At 59.9% G+C, this 25,552-nt stretch carries 20 protein-coding genes; 14 read left to right on the forward strand and 6 right to left on the reverse strand.

The annotated features are described in order from the left end of the window. Window positions 1-2: 2 nt before the first annotated feature. The 3 genes from ACZ9GA_RS09210 (at window position 3) to ACZ9GA_RS09220 (ending at window position 3,692) form a co-directional block, all read left to right on the forward strand. Window positions 3-893, forward strand: coding sequence for a LysR substrate-binding domain-containing protein (locus tag ACZ9GA_RS09210; RefSeq protein WP_457362974.1), 891 nt, complete (start codon window positions 3-5; stop codon window positions 891-893). Window positions 894-1,005: 112 nt separating this feature from the next. Beyond that, window positions 1,006-1,632 (forward strand): glutathione S-transferase family protein, encoded by a 627-nt coding sequence (locus ACZ9GA_RS09215; RefSeq protein ID WP_457362973.1) that lies wholly within the window; start codon window positions 1,006-1,008, stop codon window positions 1,630-1,632. Window positions 1,633-1,652: 20 nt separating this feature from the next. Then, window positions 1,653-3,692 (forward strand): pyridoxamine 5'-phosphate oxidase family protein, encoded by a 2,040-nt coding sequence (locus ACZ9GA_RS09220; RefSeq protein ID WP_457362972.1) that lies wholly within the window; start codon window positions 1,653-1,655, stop codon window positions 3,690-3,692. 375 nt (window positions 3,693-4,067) lie between these two features. Here ACZ9GA_RS09220 and ACZ9GA_RS09225 read toward each other — a convergent pair whose 3' ends face one another. Continuing rightward, window positions 4,068-6,257: a TonB-dependent receptor gene (locus tag ACZ9GA_RS09225; RefSeq protein ID WP_457362971.1), complete on the reverse strand. Its 2,190-nt coding sequence runs from the start codon at window positions 6,255-6,257 to the stop codon at window positions 4,068-4,070. A gap of 301 nt (window positions 6,258-6,558) precedes the next feature. On the opposite strand from ACZ9GA_RS09225, the gene ACZ9GA_RS09230 reads away from it, so the two are divergent. Both ACZ9GA_RS09230 and ACZ9GA_RS09235 read left to right on the forward strand, forming a co-directional pair. Beyond that, window positions 6,559-6,780 (forward strand): hypothetical protein, encoded by a 222-nt coding sequence (locus ACZ9GA_RS09230; protein WP_155980456.1) that lies wholly within the window; start codon window positions 6,559-6,561, stop codon window positions 6,778-6,780. 198 nt (window positions 6,781-6,978) lie between these two features. Continuing rightward, window positions 6,979-7,506, forward strand: coding sequence for a hypothetical protein (locus tag ACZ9GA_RS09235; protein WP_457362970.1), 528 nt, complete (start codon window positions 6,979-6,981; stop codon window positions 7,504-7,506). A gap of 32 nt (window positions 7,507-7,538) precedes the next feature. Here ACZ9GA_RS09235 and ACZ9GA_RS09240 read toward each other — a convergent pair whose 3' ends face one another. Continuing rightward, window positions 7,539-7,892 carry a hypothetical protein gene (locus ACZ9GA_RS09240; RefSeq protein WP_457362969.1) on the reverse strand — a complete coding sequence of 118 codons (354 nt, stop codon included), beginning with the start codon at window positions 7,890-7,892 and terminating at the stop codon, window positions 7,539-7,541. A 205-nt stretch (window positions 7,893-8,097) separates the two neighbouring features. Here ACZ9GA_RS09240 and ACZ9GA_RS09245 point away from each other — a divergent pair, with 205 nt between their 5' ends. The 4 genes from ACZ9GA_RS09245 to ACZ9GA_RS09260 all read left to right on the forward strand — a co-directional run bounded on the left by ACZ9GA_RS09245 (window position 8,098) and on the right by ACZ9GA_RS09260 (window position 11,100). Further along, entirely contained in the window at window positions 8,098-8,979 is an 882-nt protein-coding gene (locus tag ACZ9GA_RS09245; RefSeq protein WP_457362968.1) for an alpha/beta hydrolase, read from the forward strand. 440 nt (window positions 8,980-9,419) lie between these two features. After that, entirely contained in the window at window positions 9,420-10,052 is a 633-nt protein-coding gene (locus ACZ9GA_RS09250) for a hypothetical protein (RefSeq protein ID WP_457362967.1), read from the forward strand. After that, the gene (locus ACZ9GA_RS09255; RefSeq protein WP_457362966.1) at window positions 10,049-10,567 is read left to right on the forward strand and encodes a hypothetical protein; all 519 of its coding nucleotides are present in this window, start codon (window positions 10,049-10,051) and stop codon (window positions 10,565-10,567) included. Before ACZ9GA_RS09250 ends, ACZ9GA_RS09255 begins: the two co-directional genes overlap by 4 nt. Next, the gene (locus ACZ9GA_RS09260) at window positions 10,564-11,100 is read left to right on the forward strand and encodes a hypothetical protein (protein WP_457362965.1); all 537 of its coding nucleotides are present in this window, start codon (window positions 10,564-10,566) and stop codon (window positions 11,098-11,100) included. The genes ACZ9GA_RS09255 and ACZ9GA_RS09260 overlap by 4 nt, the downstream gene beginning before the upstream one ends. An 85-nt stretch (window positions 11,101-11,185) precedes the next feature. Here the strand turns inward: ACZ9GA_RS09260 and ACZ9GA_RS09265 are convergent, their stop codons facing one another. Further along, window positions 11,186-11,608, reverse strand: coding sequence for a DUF7832 domain-containing protein (locus ACZ9GA_RS09265; RefSeq protein ID WP_457362964.1), 423 nt, complete (start codon window positions 11,606-11,608; stop codon window positions 11,186-11,188). A 321-nt stretch (window positions 11,609-11,929) separates the two neighbouring features. Beyond that, the gene (locus tag ACZ9GA_RS09270; RefSeq protein ID WP_457362963.1) at window positions 11,930-12,184 is read right to left on the reverse strand and encodes a DUF3077 domain-containing protein; all 255 of its coding nucleotides are present in this window, start codon (window positions 12,182-12,184) and stop codon (window positions 11,930-11,932) included. A gap of 1,065 nt (window positions 12,185-13,249) precedes the next feature. Here ACZ9GA_RS09270 and ACZ9GA_RS09275 point away from each other — a divergent pair. Next, a complete protein-coding gene (locus ACZ9GA_RS09275; RefSeq protein WP_457362962.1) occupies window positions 13,250-16,993 on the forward strand; it encodes a hypothetical protein in 3,744 nt (1,247 codons plus the stop codon). A gap of 683 nt (window positions 16,994-17,676) precedes the next feature. On the opposite strand, the gene ACZ9GA_RS09280 is transcribed toward ACZ9GA_RS09275, so the two are convergent. Further along, complete coding sequence (locus ACZ9GA_RS09280; protein WP_457362961.1) at window positions 17,677-18,327, reverse strand: hypothetical protein; 651 nt, start codon at window positions 18,325-18,327, stop codon at window positions 17,677-17,679. A gap of 14 nt (window positions 18,328-18,341) precedes the next feature. Further along, window positions 18,342-19,073, reverse strand: a complete 732-nt coding sequence (locus ACZ9GA_RS09285) for a class I SAM-dependent methyltransferase (RefSeq protein WP_457362960.1) — start codon at window positions 19,071-19,073, stop codon at window positions 18,342-18,344. Between the two features lie 854 nt (window positions 19,074-19,927). On the opposite strand from ACZ9GA_RS09285, the gene ACZ9GA_RS09290 reads away from it, so the two are divergent. The 4 genes from ACZ9GA_RS09290 to ACZ9GA_RS09305 all read left to right on the forward strand — a co-directional run bounded on the left by ACZ9GA_RS09290 (window position 19,928) and on the right by ACZ9GA_RS09305 (window position 25,532). Further along, window positions 19,928-20,434, forward strand: coding sequence for a sigma-70 family RNA polymerase sigma factor (locus tag ACZ9GA_RS09290; RefSeq protein ID WP_457362959.1), 507 nt, complete (start codon window positions 19,928-19,930; stop codon window positions 20,432-20,434). Next, entirely contained in the window at window positions 20,431-21,399 is a 969-nt protein-coding gene (locus tag ACZ9GA_RS09295) for a FecR family protein (protein ID WP_457362958.1), read from the forward strand. Before ACZ9GA_RS09290 ends, ACZ9GA_RS09295 begins: the two co-directional genes overlap by 4 nt. 481 nt (window positions 21,400-21,880) lie before the next feature. After that, complete coding sequence (locus ACZ9GA_RS09300; RefSeq protein ID WP_457362956.1) at window positions 21,881-24,289, forward strand: TonB-dependent siderophore receptor; 2,409 nt, start codon at window positions 21,881-21,883, stop codon at window positions 24,287-24,289. 271 nt (window positions 24,290-24,560) lie between these two features. Continuing rightward, a complete protein-coding gene (locus tag ACZ9GA_RS09305) occupies window positions 24,561-25,532 on the forward strand; it encodes a 5'-nucleotidase (RefSeq protein ID WP_457362955.1) in 972 nt (323 codons plus the stop codon). Window positions 25,533-25,552: the final 20 nt, after the last annotated feature.

The following is a 25,552-nucleotide window of genomic DNA, read 5'->3' on the forward strand; positions in this document are numbered from 1 at the left end:
GGATGGGCCGTTACCGCGAGATGCACACCTTCGTGACCGTGGCGCAGACCGGCAGCCTGGCCGCGGCTGCCCGCCACCTGGCGCTGTCGCCGGCCACGGTGATGCGCACCATCGCCGCGCTGGAGGCGCGACTGCACAGCACATTGCTGATACGCGGCCCGCGCGGCGTGCGCCTGAGCCCTGCCGGTGAACAGTTCGCGCAACGCTGCGAGCATATCCTGGCGCAGACCGAAGTGGCCGAGCGTGCCGCCGCCGGCCTGCACGCCAGTCCCGAGGGGCAATTGACCCTCGCCGTGCCGCTGCTGATTGACTCCCAGGTGTTCACCCCCATCGCGGTTGCCTATCTGGACGCTTTCCCCCAGGTGCGCCTGTCCATCCAGGCCTGTGAAGGCGTGCCCAGGCTGCTCAAGGACGGCATCGATGCGGCTATCGTGGTCGGCGCCCTGCCGGACTCTTCCGAGTTCGCCCTGACTGTGGGCAAGGCCAGGCCGATTTTGTGTGCGTCGCCAGGCTACCTGTCCCGCTGGGGGCGCCCCGGCACCCTTGACGAGCTCAAAGCCCATCGCGCGGTGGTGGTGTCGTCGACTGGTCAGGAGGCGCCGGGGCGCAACGGCGCCCACCGTGCGCTGAAAGCTGCACAGGTGCTGACCTGCACCACCCAGCGCGGCGCTATCCACGCGGTTACCTTGGGGCTGGGGGTAATCCGCTGCATGAGCTACGAGGTCCACGAGGAACTGGCCAGCGGCGCACTTGAGCCGATACTGAGCGGCTTGGCAGGCGAGGACGTGCCGGTGTACTTGAGCTATCGTCATGGCCGTCGTGCCGAAGCGAGGGTACGCTCGTTCATCGACTTCGCCGCGCCCTTGCTGCGCGATCATCCGGCCTTGCGCTAGAGGCTTTATTTCAGAAAACGGAATTATGGATTGCTCAGGGTGGTGATTCTGCTCGGCGGTGGATGGGCGCAGGATGGCTGCACTGTGTTACCACCTCCACGGAGCCACACCCATGCCAAACGCCATCAAGTTGTACCACGTTGCCCTGTCCGGCCACGCCCACCGTGCGCAGCTGATGCTGTCGCTGCTGCAACTGCCCACCGAACTGATTACGGTCGACCTGGCCAAGGGCGAGCACAAGACCCCGGCGTTCCTGGCCCTCAACCCCTTCGGGCAGGTGCCGGTGCTCGATGACAACGGCACCGTGCTCAGCGATTCCAACGCGATCCTGGTGTACCTGGCCAAGACCTATGGCACAGGCAGCTGGAAGCCCCAGGACCCGCTGACCGAGGCGCGCATCCAGCGCTGGTTGTCGGTGGCCGCCGGCCAGTTGGCCTACGGCCCGGCTGCCGCGCGGCTGATCACGGTGTTTGGCGCCGCCTTCAATGCCGAGGAGGTGATCAACCGCGCCCACGCACTGCTCAAGGTGATGGACAGCGAACTGACGAACAGCCCCTACCTGGCCGGGCCGGAACCGACCATCGCCGACGTGGCCAACTACAGTTACATCGCCCACGCGCCGGAGGGCAACGTCTCGCTGCAGGACTACCCGCACGTTCGCGCCTGGCTGCAGCGCATCGAGGCATTGCCAGGCTTCGTGCCCATGCCGCGCACCGCAGCGGGCCTGCAAGCCCACTAAGCGATCGAGGAGCCCGCGCCATGAACCACCTGCCAAAATCACCCTGGCATGCCGGGGAGAAGACCCTTCAGCAACGGTTCCTCGCCTCGGAGCGCATGGACGAAATCGGGCCACGGGTGATCCGTGACTACATGCCCGACCAACACCGCGATTTCTACCACCAGCTGCCCTTCATGCTGGTGGGCGCGGTGGACGCCGACGGTCGCCCCTGGGCCACGGTGCTGGAAGGGCCGGAGGGCTTTGTCAGTTCCGCCGACCCTTACCACCTGCACCTGGCCGTGCAGCCTGATCCGCAAGACCCGGCCGCGCCCGGGCTGCAGGCGGGACACGCCATCGGCATGCTGGGCATCGAGCTGCACACCCGGCGCCGCAACCGCATCAATGGCCTGATCCGCCAGGCCTCGGCGGGGGGCCTGGAAGTGGAGGTGGAGCAGTCCTACGGCAACTGCCCCAAATACATTCAGGAGCGCGCCTATACCCGCCTGCCCGAGCCTGAAAGCGGTGTCCCTGCGCGACAGGACTTCACGGCATTGACCGAGCACACCCGCGCCCTGATCGCCGCCGCCGATACCTTTTTCATCGCCAGCTACGTCGATCATGACGCCCAGCAACGCTCGGTTGACGTCTCCCACCGCGGTGGCCGTGCCGGCTTCATCGACGTGCAGGGCAACCGCCTGACCATCCCCGACTACGCCGGCAATCTGTTCTTCAACACCTTGGGCAACCTGCAGGCCAACCCCGTGGCCGGCCTGCTGTTCATCGACTTCACCAGCGGCGACCTGTTGCAACTGACCGGGCGCACCGAGTTGCTGCTCGACAGCCCCTTGATCAAGGCCTTTGAAGGCGCCGAGCGGCTGTGGACCTTCGAAGTGCTGCACGCCGTGCTGCGCCCGGCGGCGTTGAAACTGCGCTGGCAGTTCCACGACTATGCCCCCACCAGCCTGGCCACCGGCACCTGGGCTGAAACCGGCGAGCGCCTGCGCCAGGCCGAGCAGCGCCGGCAGTGGCAGCAATGGCGGGTGACCCGGGTGCAACAGGAAAGCAGTGACATCCGTTCGTTCTACCTGCAAGCGCCGGACGCTGCAGTCGTCGCGTTCATGCCGGGTCAGCACTTGCCGATGCGCCTGGGTGATCAGGCGTTGGTCAGAACCTACAGCCTCTCCAGTGCCCCGGCCGACGGCCACCTGCGTATCAGCGTCAAACGCCAGGGCGCGGCGTCGCATTACCTGCACGACCGGGTGCAGGTGGGTGATCTGCTGGACGTGCGCCCGCCGGTGGGCGGCTTCACGCTGGTCGAGGACACGCAACGGCCGGTGGTGTTGCTGGGGGCCGGGGTGGGTATCACGCCGATGATGTCGATGGCCCGGCAGCTGGTGGCGCAGAACCTGGGGCAGGGCAGTGCGCGCGCGATTCATCTGTTCCAAAGCGCACGGGCCCTGGCGGAGTTGCCCTTTCAGGCAGAACTGGCCCAGTTACAGCAAAACCCGGCGGCGCTGTTGCACATCCACCGCGCCCTGAGCAGCCCGGGGTCGGACGCGGTGCTGGGGCGCGACCACCAGATCGCCGGCCGGTTGACCTTCGCCGAGGTAAAGGCGCGGCTGCCGCTGGATGACTACGACTTTTACCTGTGCGGGCCGGCTGGTTTTCTGCAGGATTTGTACGACGGCCTGCGCAGTATCAACGTGCCCGATGCGCGCATCCACGCCGAAGCGTTCGGCCCCTCGGCCCTGCGCCGCCTGCAAAGCGCCGCGCCGCCTGCCGCGCCGCAACCGCCAGCGGCCAGCGTGCCGACACCGGTTTACTTCAATGCTTCCACCACCGAAGCGCGCTGGGCCCCCGGGGATGGCAGCCTGCTGGAGCTGGCCGAACGCCGCGGCCTGAACCCCGAGTTCAGTTGCCGTGGTGGTTCGTGCGGCACCTGCAGCACCCGGCTGATCAGCGGCAGCGTGCATTACCCCACCCCACCGGCGCAGATGCCGGAGGCGGGCCGGGTGCTGATTTGCTGTGCGATACCGGGGCAGAGTGAGGAGGGGATGCAGGCATTGGTGCTGGATCTGTAGCGGCAACCGTCTTGAAATGGCGTCGTGTGCATCGCGACCAAGGTCGGCTCCTACGCCGTCCGTGGTAGGAGCCGGCCTTGGCCGCGATGCACACGACGCGGTTTTTCTGGATTACGGCGTCGATGCCATCGCGAGCAAGCTTTGCTCCCACAGTGGTGCGGCTTATAGCGGTGGTTGCTTCCCCACTGTGGGAGCAAAGCTTGCTCGCGATGGGGCCTGCCTGGCGCAAACGGGAGCAAGGTCGAGCGCGACCCCGGTTGCTCCCACAGGACGCTGTAGCCGCTGCCGCCAGGCTGCGCTGGCCCTGTGGTGCACTGAAAATCTCCAGGGTTCACACCGGCCAGCGCAGCCTTCGGCAGCGGCTACAGGCTACGATCAGAAATCGAGGGTGGTCGAGAACTTCACCAGCCGCGGATCGCCCTGGGTCAGGTAACCGCCGTTGGCCGAGGCCCAGTAGTTCTTGTCGGTGAGGTTTTCGACGTTGACGCGCAAGGTCACGTCCTTCTGCGCCACCTTGAGCTGATAGCGGGCACCCGCGTCGAAACGGTTCCAGGTCGGCAGGCTAAGGTTGTTGGCGGGGTCGGCGTACTGGCCGCCGGTGCGCAACATGCGCGCGTTCAGCGCCAGGCCCGGCACCCCCGGTACGTCCCAGTCCGCGCTGGCATTGAGGGTGAAGGTCGGAACGCCAATGGCATGGTTGCCGTCGTTGACGCCGTTCAAGGTGCCGTTGACCTGCGAGCTCATGCGCGTGCCACCGGCCATCAGGCGCAGGCCGTCGATGGGTTCGCCGAAGAGGCTCAGTTCGATGCCTTTGTTGACCTGGTCACCCTCACGCACGTAGACGTTGCCTTGCACATACCCGTCCGTGGGCTTCTCGATGCGGAACACCGCCAGATTCGCGCCGACCTTGCCGAAGTCCAGCTTTACCCCCGCTTCGCTCTGCTTGGTGCGACCAGGCGGGAACATTTCGCCGGCGTTAAGAACGTCGCTGCCCGAGGCGGTCGGCCCTTGCGCCAGGCCTTCAATGTGGTTGGCGTACAGCGACACGTATTCGGTGGGTTTGTAGACGAGGCCGTAGACTGGCGTGGTGATGGTTTCGTCGTAACGCGCGTTGCGGCTGCCGTCGTAGGCCGCGCTGGTGCCACCTTTGTAGGCATAGCCTTGCACCAGCATCTCCTGACGGCGCACGCCCGCAGTCACTAGCAGGCTGTCGTCGAATAATCCGAACGTATCCGACAGCGCAAGGCTGCGGGTGCGGGTCTTGCCGGTAACGCCCGGGTCGCTGAGGTCGCCACCCACCAAGTAACTAGTGGGCGGTTTGGTCAAGTCCAAGGGGTTATAGATATTGGTCGCACCGCTGGCCGCGCCGTAACGATAGAAATTGAACGCGTTACGCTGCTGCGCCCACAACTGCGTCGCCCCCAGGCTAACCTGATGGCTCACCGGCCCGGTGATAAAGTGCCCATTGAGCCCCGCCATGACCGTGGCGTTGTCCTCATCATGGGGAATCTGCGAGCCGCTGATGGTCGCCGCCCCAGTGCTGGCATTGGTCAGGGTCGGGGTGCCGTAAAAGCCATTCTCGCGGGTGTGCTTGGCACCGGCGGCCAGGTACGCCGTCCAGCTGTCATTCAAGTCCCAGTCGCCCCGCACCATGCCGAAGGTGTCTTCGGTGTCTTCCCACGACCAGTCCTGCCCGTAGTTCTTGCTGGCGTCCGGCGCCGACGGGATGCCAGTCAGCCCGGTGCCCAGCTTGACGCTGTTGCGCAGGTGGGTCAGGTGCTGCTTCTGGTAACCGATATCGGCAGACAGGCGAAAGTCATCGCCCCGGTAATCCAGCCCCAGGGTAACCAGCTTGGTGCGCTGGTCCTGATCGTCGATGGCCGTTTCACCTTCGCGCTGCATCAAATTCAGGCGTGCACCGAAGCGGTTGTCCTCACCAAAGCGTTGGCCCAGGTCCAGGTGTTCACCCCTGCGGCCGTCACTGCTGATGTCCTGGGTGTAGCGGCGGATCGGCGCATCAGTGGCGCGCTTGGGTTGCAGGTTGACGCTACCACCCAGCCCTGAACCGGTGGGGCTCACCCCATTGATAAACGCGTTGGGCCCCTTGAACACCTCCACCCGGTCGAGCGCCTCGGTGCCGATGATCTGCCGCGGCAGTACGCCGTACAGGCCGTTGTAGGCGATATCGTCACTGTTGAGCGGCAACCCGCGAATCACGAACACCTGCGACTGGTTACCGCTGCCGTAGGACTGGCGCACCGACGGATCGTTGGCCAGCACATCGCCGATGTCCTCGGCCTGCTGGTCCTCGATCAGCTTGGCGGTGTAGCTGGTCATGGTGAACGGCACGTCCATGAAATCCTGATTGCCCAACAGCCCCATCTGCCCACCACGCGCCACCTGGCCACCGGCATACGCGTCCGGACGGGTGTCCGGGTGGCTCTTGATCGTGTCCGAGTCGATGGCCGTGGCATCAAGCTCGATCGGCTCGGCGGCGTTGGCCGTCACACTGGTGCAGCAGCACAGGGCGAGCAGGGTAGGGCGCAAGGGAAATGGGCGAGGCATGGGCGGTTCCTGGACGGTATTGATGTTCCACAGTGCCGGTCCGTGGCAATTGCGAGTGATTCTCGGTTGCCGATACTAACAGCGGTGATTGCAAATCGTTATCGATTATTTGCGTTTCGTCTCATGCTTGATACAGATACTGGGTTGTCTTGAATGGGTGTGCTCAAGCGTGGGGCGCAAGCGGCTTTTTTCATCGATCGGTACGCGACCATCGGCTGTTTTGTACTGTTGATCCATCCAGTGGTTGACGTTATTCTGTCAGGAGAACATTTGTACTCTACTCACTGGCAAGCCAATGCTCATGACCGACGACCTTATGGATTCCACCGACCAAGCGCCTTTCCCTTCGCCGCTGGAATTGCTGGAACACCGCTGCCAGTTGCTGGCCAACGAGTTGGATGAAACCAACGCCGAACTGCGCGCCTGCCGTCAGCGCATCGCTGCGCTGGTGACCATGCATGGCTGTGACAGCAATGAAATTGCTCGGCTCAGGCGTGAGTTGGTGGGGCGTGCGGGGCATTGATACATCCTCGAACCAGAGCCTGGCCGTCACCGTAGCCGCTGCCGCCAGGCTGCGCTGGCCCGGTGCCTGGCTGCAAATCTTCAGGCTTCACATCGGTCAGCGCAGCCTGACGGCAGCGGCTACGGCGCGGGGCTTGCTTTGCGTTTACGCACCTGGCGTGGCAACCTCGGCCAAAACCATCAAAGTCGCCCCAGCCCCATGCCCGACTTCGCTCTGCGCTTCTTCAAAGGCCTATCCCCGGCAGGTCATGTTTCATGGCTGGCGTTGCTGTTGATATTCCCACTGGTTGACTGGTACACCGGTACCCCCGACATGACCGACAGGCCTCTGGCCCACAGCGAAGGCCGTATCGTCTGGGTGGGTACGCCCAAAGGCGGTTATGACCTGGAACTGCAACCCGACGAGACCGTCAGGCAGTACCAGAAAGTGTTTATCAGGGGGGACCGGAGCACCGTGGTTGCCCGGGATCTGCTTGAGACGGGCCAGCGGATCCGCGTGGATCGCTACGGCGACCTGGTCAACAACTGCTGGGTGGGCGACAAGCAGGTCTGTGTGTCCAGGTGCACCAGCGACCTGCAGTGCAAGCAGACGCAAGCGGCCTTCGACAGCCAGGTGTTGCCGTGGGAAATTGGCCTGACGATATTCGGCTATCTCTTCACGCTGACGTGGGTAGCCTGCGGCGGACAGATCGGCCTTGCACGGAAAAACTCCAGCGGCGCTCGTTAGCGCAGGCGTGGGAAGGACGCCATGTGCGCCTGCTAAGGCAACCAATTCCCCCCAGCCGCCAACTGCGCCCGCTTCGCCGAAATCGGCGACAACACCGGCGGCGTATCCTCAATATGGATGTAAACGAAGTAGCGTTCTGGCGGGCTCAGCACAATGCGGTGCACCTGAAACGGCATCCCCTCTGACCTGGAGCCCGATGCCGTGCGGTCCTTGAGAATCATCACCTGTGAAGGCGTAAGCCCCGCCTTGATCAGCGCCTGGGTGTAGGGCTCCTCGATGCCTGGCCCCATTCGATGTTTGTGCTCCGCATTGGCGCGGCGCAGGCTGGCGATAAAGGCCCAGACAAACAAGATCGCAAAGGTCAGTAACAGCAGCCGCAAGATCATGATGTGTCCTCCCTGAACATGATTACATCGTGCCAGCTTCCCTCTTGGGGCGGCAATCTCGCGATCATGACCACACACGCTATGTGTCGGGAATCACAAACAATTTTCGGTAGTAAATGAGTGTTATTTGCAATACTGTGGCTGCCATCCTTGGACTGGCCCGCCCCGGCAGGGCCCTCGACACCCACCGGACGGTGCCCTTCAGATGACGCGATTTACCCAGTTTTTGCTTGTGATGTTCTTCTCGGCGGCAGCAGCGACGACCGCTTTCGCGCGCCCCGACCTGTCGCTGCCCACCACCCCCAACATCGCCCAGCGAGGCTCATCGTTGTACCGCTTCACCCAGCTTGACCTGGACTCGGTGGACGCCAAGCGGCACTACCGCATCTGGGTGGGCGTGCCCAAACAAGCGGCGCCAGCGGCGGGCTATCCGGCGCTGTACATGCTCGATGGCAACGCGGTGCTGGCCAGCCTGGACGACCAGATGCTGGGGCAGGTGGACAGCAAGTCGTTGCCGGTGCTGGTGCTGATCGGTTACGCCGTGAATGCGCGGTTCGATGTGGTGGCGCGGGCATATGACGATACGCCCAGGTTGCCGACAGGCGCGGCCATGGCGGATGGCAGGCCTAGCGGCGGGGCGGATCAGTTTGCCGAACTGATCGAACAGCGGGTAAAGCCGGCAGTGGCCGCTTTGGCGAAGGTCGATCCGCAAAGACAGACGCTGTGGGGGCACTCGTTTGGCGGGTTGTTTGCGTTGCATGTGCTGTTCACCCGTACCCAGGATTTTCAAGCGTACGCGGTGGCGGACCCTTCGGTGTGGTGGGGGGAGGGGGTGTTGCTGGGTGAGCAGCGCAAGCTGGCGCCTGCCAACCCCGTACGCCTGTTGATGATGCGCGGGACGGCGCCGAAACTGGAGCGCGGCCCGGCCGGGGCCAGTGAGGTGTCACCTGAGGCCGCGCGCGAATTGGCCAAAGGCTTGGCGGGGCGGGCGAATGTGGCGGTGGATTATCAGGAACTGATGTTGAGCCATGGGGCGATGTTCAATGCGTCGCTGGTGCCTGCATTGCGCTTCGCTGCAGCGCAGTAAGCCCCCAGAAGGCCGAGAAACCGTGTCGTCTGCATCGCGGCCAAGGCCGGCTCCTACCTCGCACGGCGTAGGAGCCGGCCTTGGCCGCGATACAGACGACGCGGTTGCCGCCCCAAACCACGGTCTCCTGTGGGACCGGGCGCCAGCTCGGGAAGCAGACGACGCGGACAGCCTGGCACACCCTTCCCGAGCTTCGCCCGGTCCCACAGGGTATGCCATTGCGGCAAAGTCGCTCGCGATAAAGGCAACGCGGTCCGCCGGATACACCGCCTCAGCCTCCAACCGCACCTGCCGTAACTTCATCATAAAACCTGAACGTAAAGTTAATGGCGCAACGCCATCAACCCCATTACCCTGCGCTCCGCTTGCATCGTCCAAGCCGTGGCAAGGAGCCCGTCGTTTCGATTCCTGGCCGCGTCGTCCTCCAGCCAGGAATCGTTATGTTGTCCCGTCTTTTCGCGCTGTGCGCGCTTACGCTACTCGCCGCCACCCTGACCGGCTGCATCACCCAACCCGCCGCAGACGTCAGCGGCCCGCTGCAACCGCACCCCGGTGAGCCCGTCGCCTACCTGGTCGGCGCCATTGGCCCCCTCAACGCCGCCAGTGCCAGCTGGCAAGACCAGCGCCTGCTGTTGCGCAAACGCGGTTCCGAATACGGCGCCGCAGCGGTGTGGCATCACCAGCCCACCATCTTCACGCCCCAGGACGTCAAGGACAGCGGTAGCGCCAGCGTCTTCGTGATGGCGCTCAAGCCCGGCGACTACGAACTCTACGACGCGCCATTCTCCACCCTGGACTACGTCCCCGGCGTGGGCACCATGGCGCGCTCCCAGGCACCGCGGGAAAAATTCAACCTGCCCCTGCGCCTGGAAGCCGGCAAGGCCTACTACCTGGGCGAATTCCGTTCGTACTGCTTTGCGGCCGGTTGCGCCTACCTGTGGCGCGACCAACTGCACCGCGACCAACCCTTGGCTCAGCGCCAGGTCCCAAGCCTGCCCACCTTGCAGGCCCTGCCGTTGAACCTCAACAACGCCCGCCCTTACATCGTCCCGGCCGAGCACATAGCCCCATGAAAAACACCTTGATTGCCCTGGGTTCCACCCTGCTGGTCGGTTGCGCGGCCACCAACACCTTGCCCGAGCGCCCGGCGCCCGACGGCCAGGACTACCTGGCCCCCATCAACGTCATGGTCGACTCGCCCCTGGACGCCGCCAGCGTACGCAACAGCCTGCGTGAAACCGGTGTGTTCCGTACCGTCCAGTCAGGCGGCGGGGCGCCTGGCGGCTACAGTGTGCAGGCGCGCATCAACACCACCCGCGACATCTCCACGCCCCTGATCTTCCTCGGCGCCGCCACCCTGTTCCTGATACCGATACCGCAAACCTACGACACCCAGATCGACTACACCTTGCTGCACGACGACGTGGCGCTGAAGCACTACCACTACCGAAACGTCACGCGCAAATACACCTGGCTGCTGGACCAGGGCGGCGAAATGAAAGGCCAGAACCTGGACCGCATCAGCCAGGCGTTCGCCGCCGACGTGCAGCATGATCACCTGATGCCCAGCGTGGGGTACGCCCAATGAAGCGCCTGATGGCCATGGCGCCGCTGGCGCTGATACTGGGTGGCTGCGTCACCAGCCTGGGTCCGCTGGACTACAAGGCGCAGCAACAATACGTGCCCGTCAGCCTGATGCTGCCGGCCCCATACCTGCGCATTCAAGAGCAATACCAGGCCGAACTGGTCGACGCCCTCAAGGGCACCGGCGCGTTCTCGTTTCTGGATGGTGGCTACAACCCGCATGGCTACAGCCTGCAGATCAAGGAAAGCCAAGAGACGCCCAACCTGGCGATAGGTATATTCGGGGCCCTGTCGCTGTTAACTCTACCGTTGCCGTACCACTACCATGACGGCTTGACGGGCGATATTTATCACGATGGGCACTTGCTCAAGCACTACAGCTACGCGCGTGACGGGTACAGCGTCTTTGCCTGGTACGTGCCGCCCAAAGGCACGATCAACAAGCGCGAAATGCTCGGGGATTTGCTGCGCGACATGGAGCGCGATCAAGTGGTGCCGTTAGTCATCGCCCCAGCCCAAACGTCAATCACCCCGTAGCCGCTGCCGCAGGCTGCGCTGGCCCTGAACCACGCTGAACATCCCCAGCGCACGCTCAGGCCAGCGTCGCCATACAGCTAAAGCATCAAGCCTGCGCCTTCACCAGCACGCCACTCTCAACCCGCGCGTCCAGAATCGAGCAGAACTTCGCGAAGTCATGCTCAGCCTCCGGCGCCACATACATCAAGTCACCGAAGTGATCTGAGTAGTCCTGAAGGTACAGCCCATCGTCGCCGTAATACTGCTGCGCGATCAGATTCCCTTCGTCACTCAGGTCTTCGTCGGTGATCTGGCCATCGCAATAGTTGAATAGAAATTCGGTAGCGCTGAGCTCACCGCTGATGACCTGGGCGACGGTTTCAGGCGCTTCCTCGCTGTGCAATTCTCCCGCCCAGCCTTTGATGAAGCACCATTTCAGGAACAGCGCGATGTGCGTGCCGCCGTGTTCCTGGGGTTGGCCTGCGGGGAAGTTGCCTTCGTAGTGCCAGCTTGCGTCGTCGTATTTCATCGACGTCCTTGGTCTGTTTTGGGGGGGGGGCTCTATTTAGCACGTTCCAGCGGGAGCGGGGTAGGGCTGGGCTGAAGGTTTCATGCGGTTTGCCCGGAGCTGCGCAATTGCCTTGAAATACCCCGTAGCCGCTGCCGCCAGGCTGCGCTGGCCCTCCCATCCACCCCCTATTCATACTGAAAAACCAGTGCCTCATAGACGCGGTTGGCTTGTGGGAGCTGGCTTGCCAGCGAGCTCTGATGCCTCAGCATTTCACTCACAAGCCCGCTCCCCTACCAGTAGAACGGCCCCCAGGCCGGATAGTGCCTACATCAACCAGTCCTACCGCTCCGCGATCAACGCATCAACCAAACCCTTCGCCCCTTCAATATGATGCAGGGTCGACCAAACCAGCCCTTTTTCTACACCTTCACCATCGGTGAGCTCATAGGCCGAGTCATAAGCACACCGCAGCAGGTGGCCCAGGTGACACAGCGCATCCTCCACGCTGATCCCCGGATTGACGCTGAAGAATGGCTGCTGTTTCGAGTCGCGCATGCCGAAGGGCAGGGCGGTTGTTTCCAGAAAATCGGTCATGATCAAAGTCCTTATGAATGTACCTGAGTAGCGGCCCTGCCGAGGTAAGGAGCAGGGGCGCCATTTGCATTGCCATCCGGTTACGTAGTTTTGCGCCAACGCCAGAAGTGCCACCAGCGCGGCGGTTTGGGCTCAGCCCCTTGAACATTTCGCCGCTCAGCTTCAAGCAGCGCGCGCTGTTTCACGAACCGTTCAGCCAGCACGAGACCGTCGGTTTCAAGGTGCCCATTGGGCAGCGTGGAGAGCGGATGACCCGTAGGAAGATTGCAAATGGGTGGATCAGGTGTTGGCTTGACCATAGTGAAGATTCCGTAGAGTTGAAGGAATCACCAACCAGTCGTGACCAAACGAATGGGTGGCAACTGTGCGAGGGTTGGTCAACCGAGCTACGGACACCTCGGCGCATCCAAAGATGCCCCGCGCACAGCCGCCATAAAGCGTCATGCGCGAAGCATGGCTAGGCAGTGTTGAAATGTTCATAGCATCAGGTGACCAAACCTGGCCGTGGGTGTGCCCGCGGCGGAGGGGAGGTTAGTAACGGGATGAGATGAACACAAGGGTGGAAATGTAAGTGGATTATACGATTGTCAGAGGGGAGGCAGGAAATTTCCTGAGAAAATTCCTGCACATCCGGGGGGCGAGAAATGCGTTTGATAACTCGGAGACTCGGCGAATGCCGGTGCCGGGACTGTAGTCTTACCTTCACTTCGGCGGCGGAAGTCGTTTGAACGTCTACTGACGATGGGTCGAAAGTCGCTCGGAACCATTGACCGCTTTCGACCCATTGCGGACGGCCAGCCCCAGCACTGTAGCCGCTGCCGCAGGCTGCGCTGGCCATCAACCACAATGGAAGTCTCCAGCGTACGCAGCGGCCAGCGCAGCCTGGCGGCAGCGGCTATGAGGGGGAACACCCGAGGCTGCTGTGTGAAAATCCGATCCAAGATTTGGTCGTTTTCCGAGTTATCTGCGGGGGAGATCCCCTTTCAGGCATCTCAGGCATAATGGAATCCATGTTCTCGGTGATCGAGATTTCAGTCTGTTAGTCATGTGAAAAAGGATTGCGACATGCAGTGGATCGATGAGGCAGGGTTAGCAAAATGGGCAAAGAGGATTGACGCTCGCGCGCACCTTCCTGACCTGATAGCTGACTTGATAAGGGCGTCCATCACCGATGCGAGTCGATTTCGATTTCCGGGCGGGGATGCTGGCCAAGTTCGAGGCTGGGATGGCGTCCTTGAGACAACTGAGCCGGCTGAGTTTGTACCCGCTGGCAAATCCAAATGGGAATTTGGGGCCGGTGCGGGTGCAAGAAAAGCCACCGACGACTACAACAAGCGGACAGGGAAAACAGATCCTGTCGAGATGGCTGAGAGCACTCTGGTGCTGGTAAATCTGGAAAAATGGGACACGCCGCGGGAGCTTCTCACGGAATGGGAAAACGAGAGGACTAGCGAGGGTAAGTGGAAGAAGGTCATTTATCTCGATGCCGTCGAGTTGGTTCACTGGCTTGATCTACATCCAGCTGTAGCGGCGCTTTACGCAAGAGACGTCTTGGGTAACGCGCCACGGAATGGCGCGCTCAGCACGGACGAGTTTTGGGAGATGTACAGCTTGCGCTTCAAGCCTCGTTTGCATGAGAAAGTTGTGCTGGGAGACCGTCAGGAGATTGCCGAAGAGTTGCTTCAAAATCTCGCTGGGCCAGCTCAAGCAATCATGCTGGGGGCTGAGACGGGTATTGAAGTTGTTGCTTTTGCTGTCGCGGCGATCCGGATGGCCCCTCCCGACATCAAAAGAGCGTTGGAGGTGAAAACTCTGATTGTCGAGACTGAGGCCGCAGCACGTTTCCTAAGCCAGCGAACAAACCTGACATTCATTACTAAAAACGATGGCGATCGGATGTCAGGTGTCCTTGCCGCTAAAGGGCCGACTTTGTCCGCAGTAACTGGGGTTCAGGCCAGAAAGCACAAGTCGCTTAAGCGATCATCAGCGACTGGAATGGTTGACGGCTTTACGGCAATGGGGATTGAGCGCGAGGAAGGGTATGAATTAGCTCACCGATGTGGGCGTAGTCTCACAATTCTGGAGCGACTCATTTCAAATCAACCCTATTCTCCGCCCGAGTGGGTAAGTAGCGCCGCTGGGATGAAGGCCGCTTTTCTAGCTGGCGGTTGGTCCATCAATCAGAAACTCGACCGGCTTTTGATGGCGGAGCTTTCTGGGATGGCGGAATACGCGGATTTGGAAGAAAAGCTGCTTCCTTCCACTATGTTGGCTGATCCCCCGTTTGATCGGGTAGGTGAATATTGGCAAGTGCGGGCCCCGGTTGATGCGTTCAGCTTCTACGGGCAATTGATTGGTGAGCAGGATTTACAGCGTTTAAAAGCTGCGGTGCTGAAGGTTTTCAGTCATGTAATAGAAGAGCCGTCTCGTGATGAAAAATTCACCCTTCATTACGTCTCCCCTGCGGACTACAGCAAATGGTTGAGAGAGGGGCTGGCGCTTACGCTCCTGATTATCGCAACGATGGACCAAGTCGGTGGGTTGTATATGAATCAGGCAACCGCCCAGCAATTTGTTGATGAAATAGTTAGTTCACTCCCTGAGTGGGGGAAGAATCACCGGACATTGGTGGGGCTATCGGATCAGACAACCCTGATCGCAGAGGCTGCGCCTAGCCCTTTTTTGACGGCCCTCGAATCTATGTTCGAGGGCGAGAAAGACAAGATCGTTGGTCTGTTTCATGACAAAGATGATTGGTTATTTGGTGCATCAGGTCCCTACATCCAGATCCTCTGGGCGCTTGAGGTTTTAGCCTGGGACCCGAAGCTTTTGAATCGAGCTGCGATCGTGTTAGCAAAGCTTGCCGAGCTGGATCCCACACCGGACTCAAACAGAGTCAACCGTCCGATCAATAGCTTGAGGGACATTCTGCTTACCTGGTCGCCCAACACCCATGCGACTCTTCGCCAGCGTATTGCATGCATCGATAGCGTGCTTTCCAAGGTTCCAGCGGTAGGATGGCAGCTTTTGGTCAAGCTGCTCCCGCGGTCGCATGACTCTGTCTCGCCGACCCAAAAACCCAAGCTTCGCGATGTTGCATCTGTAAAACCAGAGGAGCTTACTTTTGGAGTGGTCTGGGATGCACAGCATGCCGTGGTAAGTCGCGCAATCAAATTGGCTGCTGATAATGAAGAAAGGGCAATAGTGCTGGTTAACTCTTTCTCTGCCTTCAGGCCGGACGACCGAGAGGCTGTACTTGCGTTTATTGATTCGTATCTGTCCACGCATCTGTCGAACGCAGTTAGTCCGGTCTGGAGTGCACTTCAGGCGATGGTATCCAAGCACGAGTTTTATGCAGACAGTGATTGGACTCTGGAAGAGGAGGAGCGGCTGGGGATTCAATCTCTTTTGGATAAGCATCGTCCTGTCGATCCTATTTACCAGGACAAGCAGCTGTTTGATGACTGGTTGCCACATGTCGGGCGTTATCAGGGGATTACGGATTTGGAGCCTGATGTTCTAAGAAAAGAGGCTTTGGCCCGTATCCTGAAGCGCGCCGGTCCACTTGGTATACTAGAACTCACAAAAAAGGTCGCCATTCCGACGCTCGTGGCTCAGGCAATCGATATCGAGCAGATCACTCAAACAGATCTTGTCACGCTAGTTGAGGCCACGGTGATTCAGTCTCCAGTCCCCGAGTTGGCCCTCTACGCGTCAGCACTTGGCGCACAAAGATACGGAGATTCTTGGTCTCAGATTATCGAAGCTAAGATATTTCCATTGGTGCCTGACGCAGGAGATAAATGTTATTTACTGCTCGGTTGGCCGGTTACTAGCTGGACTTGGGATTTTGTTGAGTCTCAGGGGCGGGATGTTCACGAGCAATACTGGCGGCGTCTTAATATCGTTCCGAATGATGGGGCTTCGGATGATCTGATGAGGGTCGTGAAAGAGTTTCGTGCTGTGGAGCGGAGTCTTGACGTCCTATGCCTAGGGCACCGCCGGCTAGCTGAGTTTGATTCTGAGATGATTATTGCTCTGCTTTCTGAAGGGTTACGGCAGTCTGATAGTAAACAAAGTGGAACGATGCTCTCTTATTACCTCGAATCAGCTTTCAAAGAGCTTGATGGACGTGAGGATGTTGAGCCCCTTGCTATCGCACGGTTGGAGTATGCATATCTACCTGCAATTCAGGATCAGCGACGACCCTTAACTATCTATAAGCAAATGGCCGAAGACTCGGATCTTTTTGTCGAAATTCTGTCCCACGTTTTTAGAGGTAAAAGCTCGCCTGCAAGGAAGGATTTGACAGTTCGCGAAAGGAACGTAGCGAGCGTCTCATTCAGGTTGCTTTCAGCTTTCGAAACATTGCCCGGAGCTACCGCGGAGGGTGTTGATAAAGCGAAGCTTGAGTCTTGGATTGCAGATGTACGTACGGCGGCGGTTGAGAGAGATATTGCCGATATTGCGGATCAGCATATAGGTAAGACTTTCGCGCACTCCCCACGATTCGATATAGCGGCAATTTGGCCTCCGACTGAGGTTTGCATGGTCATAGAAAACCTTGCTTCACAGCAAATTGAAACCGGTTTTGAAGTTGAGTGCTTTAACAAGCGTGGCGCTTACATGAAGTCGTTTGGGGAGGGGGGGGCTCAGGAACGAGTGCTAGCAAGGCAATACTCAAGTTGGGCAGCACTGGCCGTGGAGTTCACCCGGACATCTGCCATGCTTGAAAGGGTGTCAGAGTCGTGGAGCCGGATGGCGGATAGGGAGGATCTTAGTGCGGAAGTCGACAAGCTGAAACGCTGACTTCCCGTGTCATTCTTGCGAGTCAGCTCTCCTGACTCGCAATGATTCATCAGCTATTACATGGGATACAACGGAGCGGTTAGTGGTAGATCTGCAAGCAGATTTTCCTCTTCCAGAATAAGGGGACGCTCAGCTCGATTTCGAATAATCCGCCATGGCCGCAAAGCGATTACGGGTTCCCACTCAAACAGCCAGTTGACCAAGGGATCAAAGGCGCGCCCCAGCCATCTCGGTCGCAGCCGCAGGGTAAAGGTATAAGTCAGCATCCGAGGATGCGGCATAAATATCGCGGTGCCGTAAGCTAATTATTCGATTGTTGCAGGCGTTGTAGAAGTTTTCCTAGAGGGCATCTGGGTGTTTTTGTGTCGAAGCATGTAGTGGTGTAATTGTGTGCGGGCACTTATGTTTCAAGCACTGCTATTCATATCTCAGATTGCTCCGATGAGCCAAGGGGGCTTGGATAGAACTCAGTATTCTGGCAATGCCCCATTCCCTTTACGAAGGGCTCTTTCCAAACCGAATAGAGGGTTACGCCCGCCAGCTTGAATGGGTTAGAGCTAAAAAGCCGTATTGGTTTTAGGAACGCCCCTGCTCGGCACATGCAGCCACCGAGTCATAGCTGCCGTTCTCAATGGGCGTTAGCAGCTAATCAGGCCTCAAGCAGGGGGGTGATGCAAGTTTATTTAGACGTCAGCATGATCACCAAATAGTAAAATTTTAATCTGATCGATGATCTTCGATATAGGGGTATTGCTATTTTTACTACTTTTCTGAGTCCGGAGCACGACAATGGCACAAACGATCAGCGCTAAGCCCACGGGGTCGGCAAGCGAGAAAAATTGATCAGGCATTACTGAGGTGATAGACGCAGGGATAAATTTAGCTATCACCACGTAAGTCGCTGCAGCGTAGACCATAAGGTTGTATGTTCTGAGTTGCAATGAAAGAAAGCTCTCATCTGAAGAGTATTCTCGGTGTTTTAAGCGCTCCCAAAAAGACCAGAGAAAAAATATGGCTGCATAGGTCAAGGCTACGCAGTAAAAAGGTTTGGTCGCCAGTACTATAGTAAGTAAGTAGAGTGGTAGTAGTGCGACGGTAACAATAAATCGGAGGCTTCCGAGTATTGGCTTTTTTAATACTGATTTATGATAGCCGAACCAACTAAGGAGCAAGTTTACATAGCCTACCATCACAACCGTCAATGTGAAAAGGTCAGGGATAGTGCCTTGCTTAACCCACACCAAAATGGTCTCGCCTACAGCAGCAGCGATCATGACCGCAAACATAGGGTCAATGAATTGACCCGTTGAGGGGTCCATGTTTTTTTCGCTCATATCACTTCCCTCCCTTATCTTTTTTGCATCAAACAGGCAAAGATGCTGCGTTCGTATACCTTACCGCGGACATCGTCGGGAAAGGAGATGTTTACAGCCTTGACAAGGGCAAACTGCGGAGCTACCTGTTCGGTATAAGTCACCAAGCTACAATGCATCTTTTTCAAGCCATTGGCTGAATCAAAACTAATATGTCCGTAGGGTGTTTGAGTCTGAAGCCGCTCTAGGTAATAAATGTCAGAGCTGTCGACATGTATCTTGATAAAGTGTCCCCCTGGCTTCAGCACGCGCGCTACCTCATGCAACACGCGTCTTTGATCTTCGTCGCGGGTGAAATGGCAAAGAGAATAAGCATCCATCACTAGATCATAATACTCATCGCCCCCTGGAATCCCCTCAAGTAGGTCGTGGCTCACGACCTCGACAGAACTTAAGAGTCCAGCTTTCGCAACATGTTCAAGTGTCAAAGCCACCGCTTTGGGGCAGAAGTCAAGAGCGGTGACCTGCATACCCATACTCGCGAGAAAAATGCTATTACGGCCGTTTCCGCAACCAAGATCCAAAGCCCGCTTAGCGGAAAATTGGCCTGTTTTCATCAGTTCGACAAGGGCGTGTGCTGGTGCAGCTCTAAACGATGATGGAATGGTAGGCGCTTGTTCATACTCTCGATCCCATAAGGCCTGGGCACAACGCCCGCTTGATTCAAGAGACTCTATGGTTACGTCTGGGGTTCGGGGAAGGATCATGTGATATCCCTATCTGCTAATTGCTAGTGGAATGCGTATTAATTTTTGCTGCACGGTTGTGATTGGATCGGTGTTCCAACGATCAAGATACTGGGACTACAGCGCCTTAGAAACTATCATTGCGCTGGTATCTTACGCCCTGTATGAAATTTGTGCAGCGCCCATGGAATATTGAGGGAGCTGGCTTACCTCCGAGCTTGTGTAGTCCGAAAATCTCGCTGGCAATCCAGATCCTTGACCAGAGCCCACGGTCAAAAATCCTTTTCATACAGACGCCAGTATATCGAGTACTTATTACAATGTCATTTGAGAGTTTTGTCTGTACACACCTGAGAATGTTTGGATCACCCCTAATGCAAAGACACTTGAGTGATGTTCCGGGCCGCATTATGTCTATTGTCGAACGTCAGCAACGGGTTGAAAGGGCTCAGTCGCGATTGTGAGAGGCGGGGCAGTGCCTTCCAGACATTCACTTGTCAAATGCACGCTTTTCTCGGCCGCGCTTAGCTGTTCAGTGCTACAAGCTACCCTCTACGAACAAGCGCCTAGTGACTGGCCGCTTTCATAGTGGGCAGCAGGCCCAAGTCGCTTTCAACCCAGTCTATCAATCACCCCATCCCACAGCCTGCTTCGCCATTATCCCGCTTGGCGTGCATTGCAAACGCAACGCCCAGCGCAGCCTATCGGCAGCGGCTACAGGGTTTGGCTTTATCGACAGAAAGTAGGCCAAGCCCTTCCGACCCAACCCCAAAAAGCAACCCCCCGCGCCATCGCAACCCATTCCACCCTATTGTCCCCCCTGACACCCTTCTGTACCATCTGCAAACAATTCCCATTCCCAGGCGCCCCTCACCGTGCCCACCCTCCAGCCCCCCAACCTCACCACCTTCTTCACCGCCCACCACCGCTGGCTACTGCGCCACGTCTACCAACGCCTGCGCCACCCCCAGGACGCCCAGGACACTGCCGCCGACACCTTCGTCGAGCTGCTGACCGCCCGCACCGACCCGGCCGCCATTGCCCAGCCCCGCGCCTATCTGTCCACCATCGCCAGGCGCCTGATTTTCCACCGCTTCCGCCGCAAGCAGCTCGAAACCGCTTACCTCGAACGTCTCAGCCAGCTCCCTGAAGCCCTGGCGCCATCGCCCGAGGAAACCCTAGCGTTGCTGCAAGCCCTGGAAGCCATCGAGCTCAGCCTCGGCGGGCTGCCACCGGTGGTGAAGGCGGCCTTCCTGTACAGCCAACTCGACGACCTGAGTTATGCCGACATTGGCTGGCGCCTAGGCGTGAGCGAGCGCACGGTGACGCGCTATATCAAGCAGGCGCTGCGCCATTGCTACCTGGCGGAGTTGGCCTTGTGAACACGCGCCTGGACCCCGCCGCCGAGCAGGCCATCGACTGGATGATGGACCTGCGCGCCACGCCCGGTGATGCCGCGCGCCGGCACGGTTTTGAGCAGTGGCTGGCGGCCGATCCCGCTCACTTGAGCGCCTGGACCCGGCTGCAGGAGCGGGCTGGCGCGCCATTTGAGCGGCTGCGTCGGTTGGATCAACACGCCCCCGGCCATGCGCAGCAGGCGAGGGAGGTGTTGCTGGAACCCATGGTGTCGCGCCGTTCGGTCATCCGTGGGGTGGCGGCGTTGGGCCTGTTTGGCAGTGCCAGTTGGCTGGCGGCGCGCAGCCCGCAGGGGCAAAGCTGGCTGGCTGATTTCAGTACGGGGGTAGGGCAGCGGCGCACCATCGCGTTGCCTGATGGCAGTCAGTTGCGACTTAACGCGTGCAGCGCGGTGGACCTGCGCTTTAGCGCCCGTGAGCGCTGCGTGGTGCTGCGCCGGGGTGAGGTGATTGTCGAGGCGCGGGCTGAGGCACGGCCGATGCAGGTGCGCAGTGCGCAGGCGGTGGTCAGCAGCGTGGGCGCGGGCCGGTGGATGGTCAGTCAGCAGGAGCACGCCACGGTGGCGGTCAACCTGGGGCCGGACGTGCAGGTGAAACGGGTCAATGATGGAGAACAGCATGTGCTGGGCCGCAACGAGGCGGTGCGCGTGAGTGCCAGCAGCATGGTTTCGCTGGGGCGCCAGCCGCACCGCGCGGACTGGAGCGAGGGGGTGTTCAGCGCCGTGGACGAGCCGCTGGAAACCTTGGTGGAGGCGCTGCGGGCTTATCGCGCAGGTTTTATCCGGGTGAGCCGGGACGCGCGGGATTTGCGGGTGCAAGGGGTGTTCAGCCTGGACAGGCCCGACCAGGCGCTGGAGGCGATGGCGCAGTCGCTGCCGCTGCGTATCGAGCGGTATAGCCCGTGGTTGGTGTTGATTAGTCGCGGGGTTTGAGCAATACACACCGCTTTGATGCCGAGCACACAAGGCGGGCCACTCGGTCCGACAGGCCATGGCACGTTGCAACAAATGTGGGACCGAGGGAACCTCGGGAAGCGCCGCGCGGGCGGCGCTCGATCTTGAGGACACTGGAAAAACCTCGACTAGCACCTGGCGGCCTTGATGCGATCCCCAGCGAGGATTTTCGATGAACCCGCAAGATGCCTGTCATGAAATGGCATGAAGGTTTGGAGGTGCATGCCTTGGGTTTTTTGTCGTTCTGGAGATCGAGCGCCGCCCGCGCGGCGCTTCCCGAGGTTCCCTCGGTCCCACATTTTGTTGCAACGTACCATGGCCTGTGGGATCGGCGTTGCCCGCCTTGGGTGTTCGTCATTCAAACCGAGTGAGGCGCTTTCAAATATTTTTCACCCAACCTGTCCGGTTTTCGAATCTCATTACACCTCCATCCTGACGATGACTTTTTCAGGAGCTCCCTGTGTCCCCATTTCGCCCCCACGCCCTAGCCGCTGCCATGTCCCTGTCCCTGGTGTTGCCGCTCGTAGCAACCCCCACCGCGGCCGCCAGCCGCGAGCAGGTGCTGCATTTCAAGCTGGGCGCCGACAGCCTGGCCAACACCTTGAACGCCATCGCCCGCCAAAGCGGCCGCATCGTGATGCTGGAACCGGCACTGGTGCGCGGCAAGGCGGCGCCGGCCATCACTGGCGAGCTGACAGCCGAGCAGGCCATGCAGCAGGCGTTGCGCGGCAGCGGGTTGGTGCTGCGGGTGACATCGGCGGGCAGTTACACGGTGCAGCCGGCGTCGGCGGCCGATGCCGTGGAGTTGGGCGCTACCACCATTGACGGTCAGGGGCTGGGGGCGACCACGGAGAACACCGGCGCCTACACCACGGGGTCGACCAATACGGCGACCAAGTTCGGGCTGTCGCTGCGCGAAACGCCACAGTCGGTCACGGTGATCCCCCGGCAGGTGATGAATGACCAGCACCTGCAATCGTTGAACGATGTGGTCAAGTTCACCCCGGGGCTGTCCAGCAACCACCGGGACAGTGATCGCTATACGTTTTACTCGCGCGGGTTCCAGATCCAGAACTTCGAGTACGACGGCATCCCCACCCAGGTCGCCAACGAGTCGCAGCAGTACACCAGCACGCTGCTGGACATGGCCTTGTATGACCGCGTGGAGGTGGTGCGCGGTGCCACGGGTTTGCTCAGCGGCGCGGGTACGCCGTCGGCCACGCTCAACCTGGTGCGCAAGCGTCCGACCGCCGAGGCTCAGGCGTATGTGTATGGCGAGGCAGGCGCCTGGGATCATTACCGTACCGAGGCGGATGTGTCCGGGCCGTTGACCGAGAGCGGCAATATCCGGGGGCGCCTGGTGGGGGTGTATGAAAAGTCCGATTCATTCATCGACTGGTACAAGACCGACAAGCGCGTGCTGTACGGCGCGGTGGACATGGACCTGAGTGAAGACACGCTGTTGCGCCTGAGCCTGGATTATCAGAACAACAACAGTGATGGCGTGAGCTTCGGGCATATCCCGTTGTTCAACAGTGACGGTACGTCGACCAACTTCTCGCGCTCCTTCAACCCGGGGGCGCGCTGGAGTTACATGAACAACAGCCATTACAACTTCACGGCGTTGGTGGAACATGCACTGGCCAATGACTGGAGTTTGAAGGCGTCCTACAGCCATCAGTACGCGTATCGTGACGCTACCACCGGTTCGGCCAGCCGCGGCTCGCCGGATGCGCTGACCGGGGCGGGGGTGTCGATGTACATCAACCGGCTGGACAGTTATCAGACTCAAGACAATCTGGATGTGTTCGCGACGGGCCCGTTTACCCTGGGCGGGCGCGAGCATGAACTGGTGGTGGGCAGCAGCGTGGCCTACACCCACCTCAACTATCCGACGTACGAATTGGCGACGCCCGACGTCGACAATATCTATCAGTGGGATGGCAACCCGGGCGGCAAGCCGGACTTGTCCCGTACCCAGGACAACCTTACGCGCCTCAGCCAGACGGGGTTCTACACCGCCGTGCGCTTGAAGCCGTATGACCCATTGTCGATCATCATCGGTACGCGGGTCAGTTGGTGGAAGCAGATCGATGACACCGTCGATTTCGCCAGTGGCAACAAGACCAGCGACACGGTGCAGAAGAGTGGTGTGGTCACGCCGTACGCCGGCGTGGTCTATGACCTCAATGACACGTATTCGGTATACGCCAGCTATACCAATATTTTCCTGCCGCAGACGTATTACAAGACGTCGGCGGGTACTTCACTCAAGCCGTTGGAAGGCGACAACTATGAGATCGGCTTGAAGGGTGAGTTCTTTGATGGGGCGCTCAACACCAGCCTGGCGTTGTTCGAGGTCAAGCAGAAGAATACGCCGCAGTTCGTGGGTGAGGCGGATGACGGCACTGAGATTTACCGCGCCATTCCAGGCACCACCACGCGCGGCATCGAGACGGAAATCTCCGGCGCACTGACCCCGCGCTGGAACGTGATCGGTGGCTACACCTACCGTGAGTCCCATGACGAGGACGGCAACCGGGTCGAGACCAATCAACCGATGAACCAGCTCAAGCTGGGCAGTACCTATCGTTTGCCGGGCGAGTGGGAGCGGTTGACGGTGGGCGGCAACTGGATGTGGCAGAGCGATATTTACGCGGTCAACAGCACCTTTGGCACCAAGGCGCATCAGCGTGATTACGGGGTGGTGGGGTTGCTGGCCAACTACAAGGTCGATCAGCACCTGACCTTGGGCGTGAACCTCAACAACCTGTTCGACAAGAAATACTACGACGGGTTGGGGACGTTCAATTCGGGGTCCTATGGCGAGCAGCGCAATGTGGTGGTGAATGCGCGCTGGGCGCTGTAACGGGTGGGGGGGGGGGGGCAGGGGCCTGATGGCCCCCCGCACATTGGCTGACCCACCGCGCCGCTTGTGACGCCGCCTTCGGCAGATGCTACCCCCCTGTGGGAGCGGGTTCTACCCGCGAAAAGAACGCCGCGTAATACCTGGCGGCACGTGGCGTCCTTTTCGCGGGTAGAACCCGCTCCCACTAAGAACATGCGCCACTTCATCTACCCTGTGGCAACATACAAGCTGCCCAGCCGCCACATCGTTGAGCCCCTCAAGGAACCCGCCCATGCCATACCCCATCGAGAAAAAGCTGGTCGTCGGCGTCGCCTCCAGCGCGCTGTTCGACCTGGAGGTGTCCGACGACATCTACGAAAACCAGGGCGTGGAGGCGTACCGGCTGCATCAGGAGCAGAACCTCGACGTGCCGTTCCCCAAGGGCGTGGCTTTTCCGTTCATCCGTCGTTTCCTCAGCATCAACAAGGCTTTCCCCGAACAACTGCCGGTGGAGGTGGTGCTGCTGTCGCGCAACTCGCCGGAAACCGGGCTGCGGGTATTTCGCTCCATTCATCACTACGGTCTGGACATCACCCGTGCTGCATTCATGTCCGGCCGCTCGCCGTACGAATACATCCCGGCGTTCAACGCCTCGCTGTTCCTCAGCGCCCACGAACCGGACGTGCAACGCGCCATCGATGCGAACTACCCCGCAGGCCTGGTGCTGCCCTCGCGCATCTATGACGACGAGATCGACACTGAACTGCGCGTGGCCTTCGACTTCGACGGCGTGATCGCCGATGACGAAGCCGAAAGCGTGTACAAGCAGAACGACGACCTGGACGAGTTCCAGAATTACGAGCGCTCGCACCAGGCCATCCCTCACCAGCCAGGTCCCTTGGCCGACCTGTTCCGCAAGCTGTCGCTGATCCGCAAGCTGGAAGACGACAAAATCGCCCAGAGCCCCGACTACCAGCGCATCCTGCGCATCGCCATCGTCACCGCCCGCAACGCGCCGTCCCATGAGCGGGTAGTGACCACCTTGAAGAACTGGGGCGTGTCGCCCGACGAGTCGTTTTTCCTGGGCGGGATGGAGAAGGCCAGGGTGCTGTCGATTCTCAAGCCGCACATGTTCTTTGATGACCAGCGCAGCCACTTGCAGTCGCCGGCGGGGAACCTGCCGATGGTGCATGTGCCGTTTGGGGTGGCGAACAGGGGGAGGGTGGCGGTGGCTGTACCCGATAGCAGTGGGGTAGTAGTCTGAATCAGCACATGAGCGGAGTC

Source organism: Pseudomonas sp. TE3644, assembly GCF_056278815.1.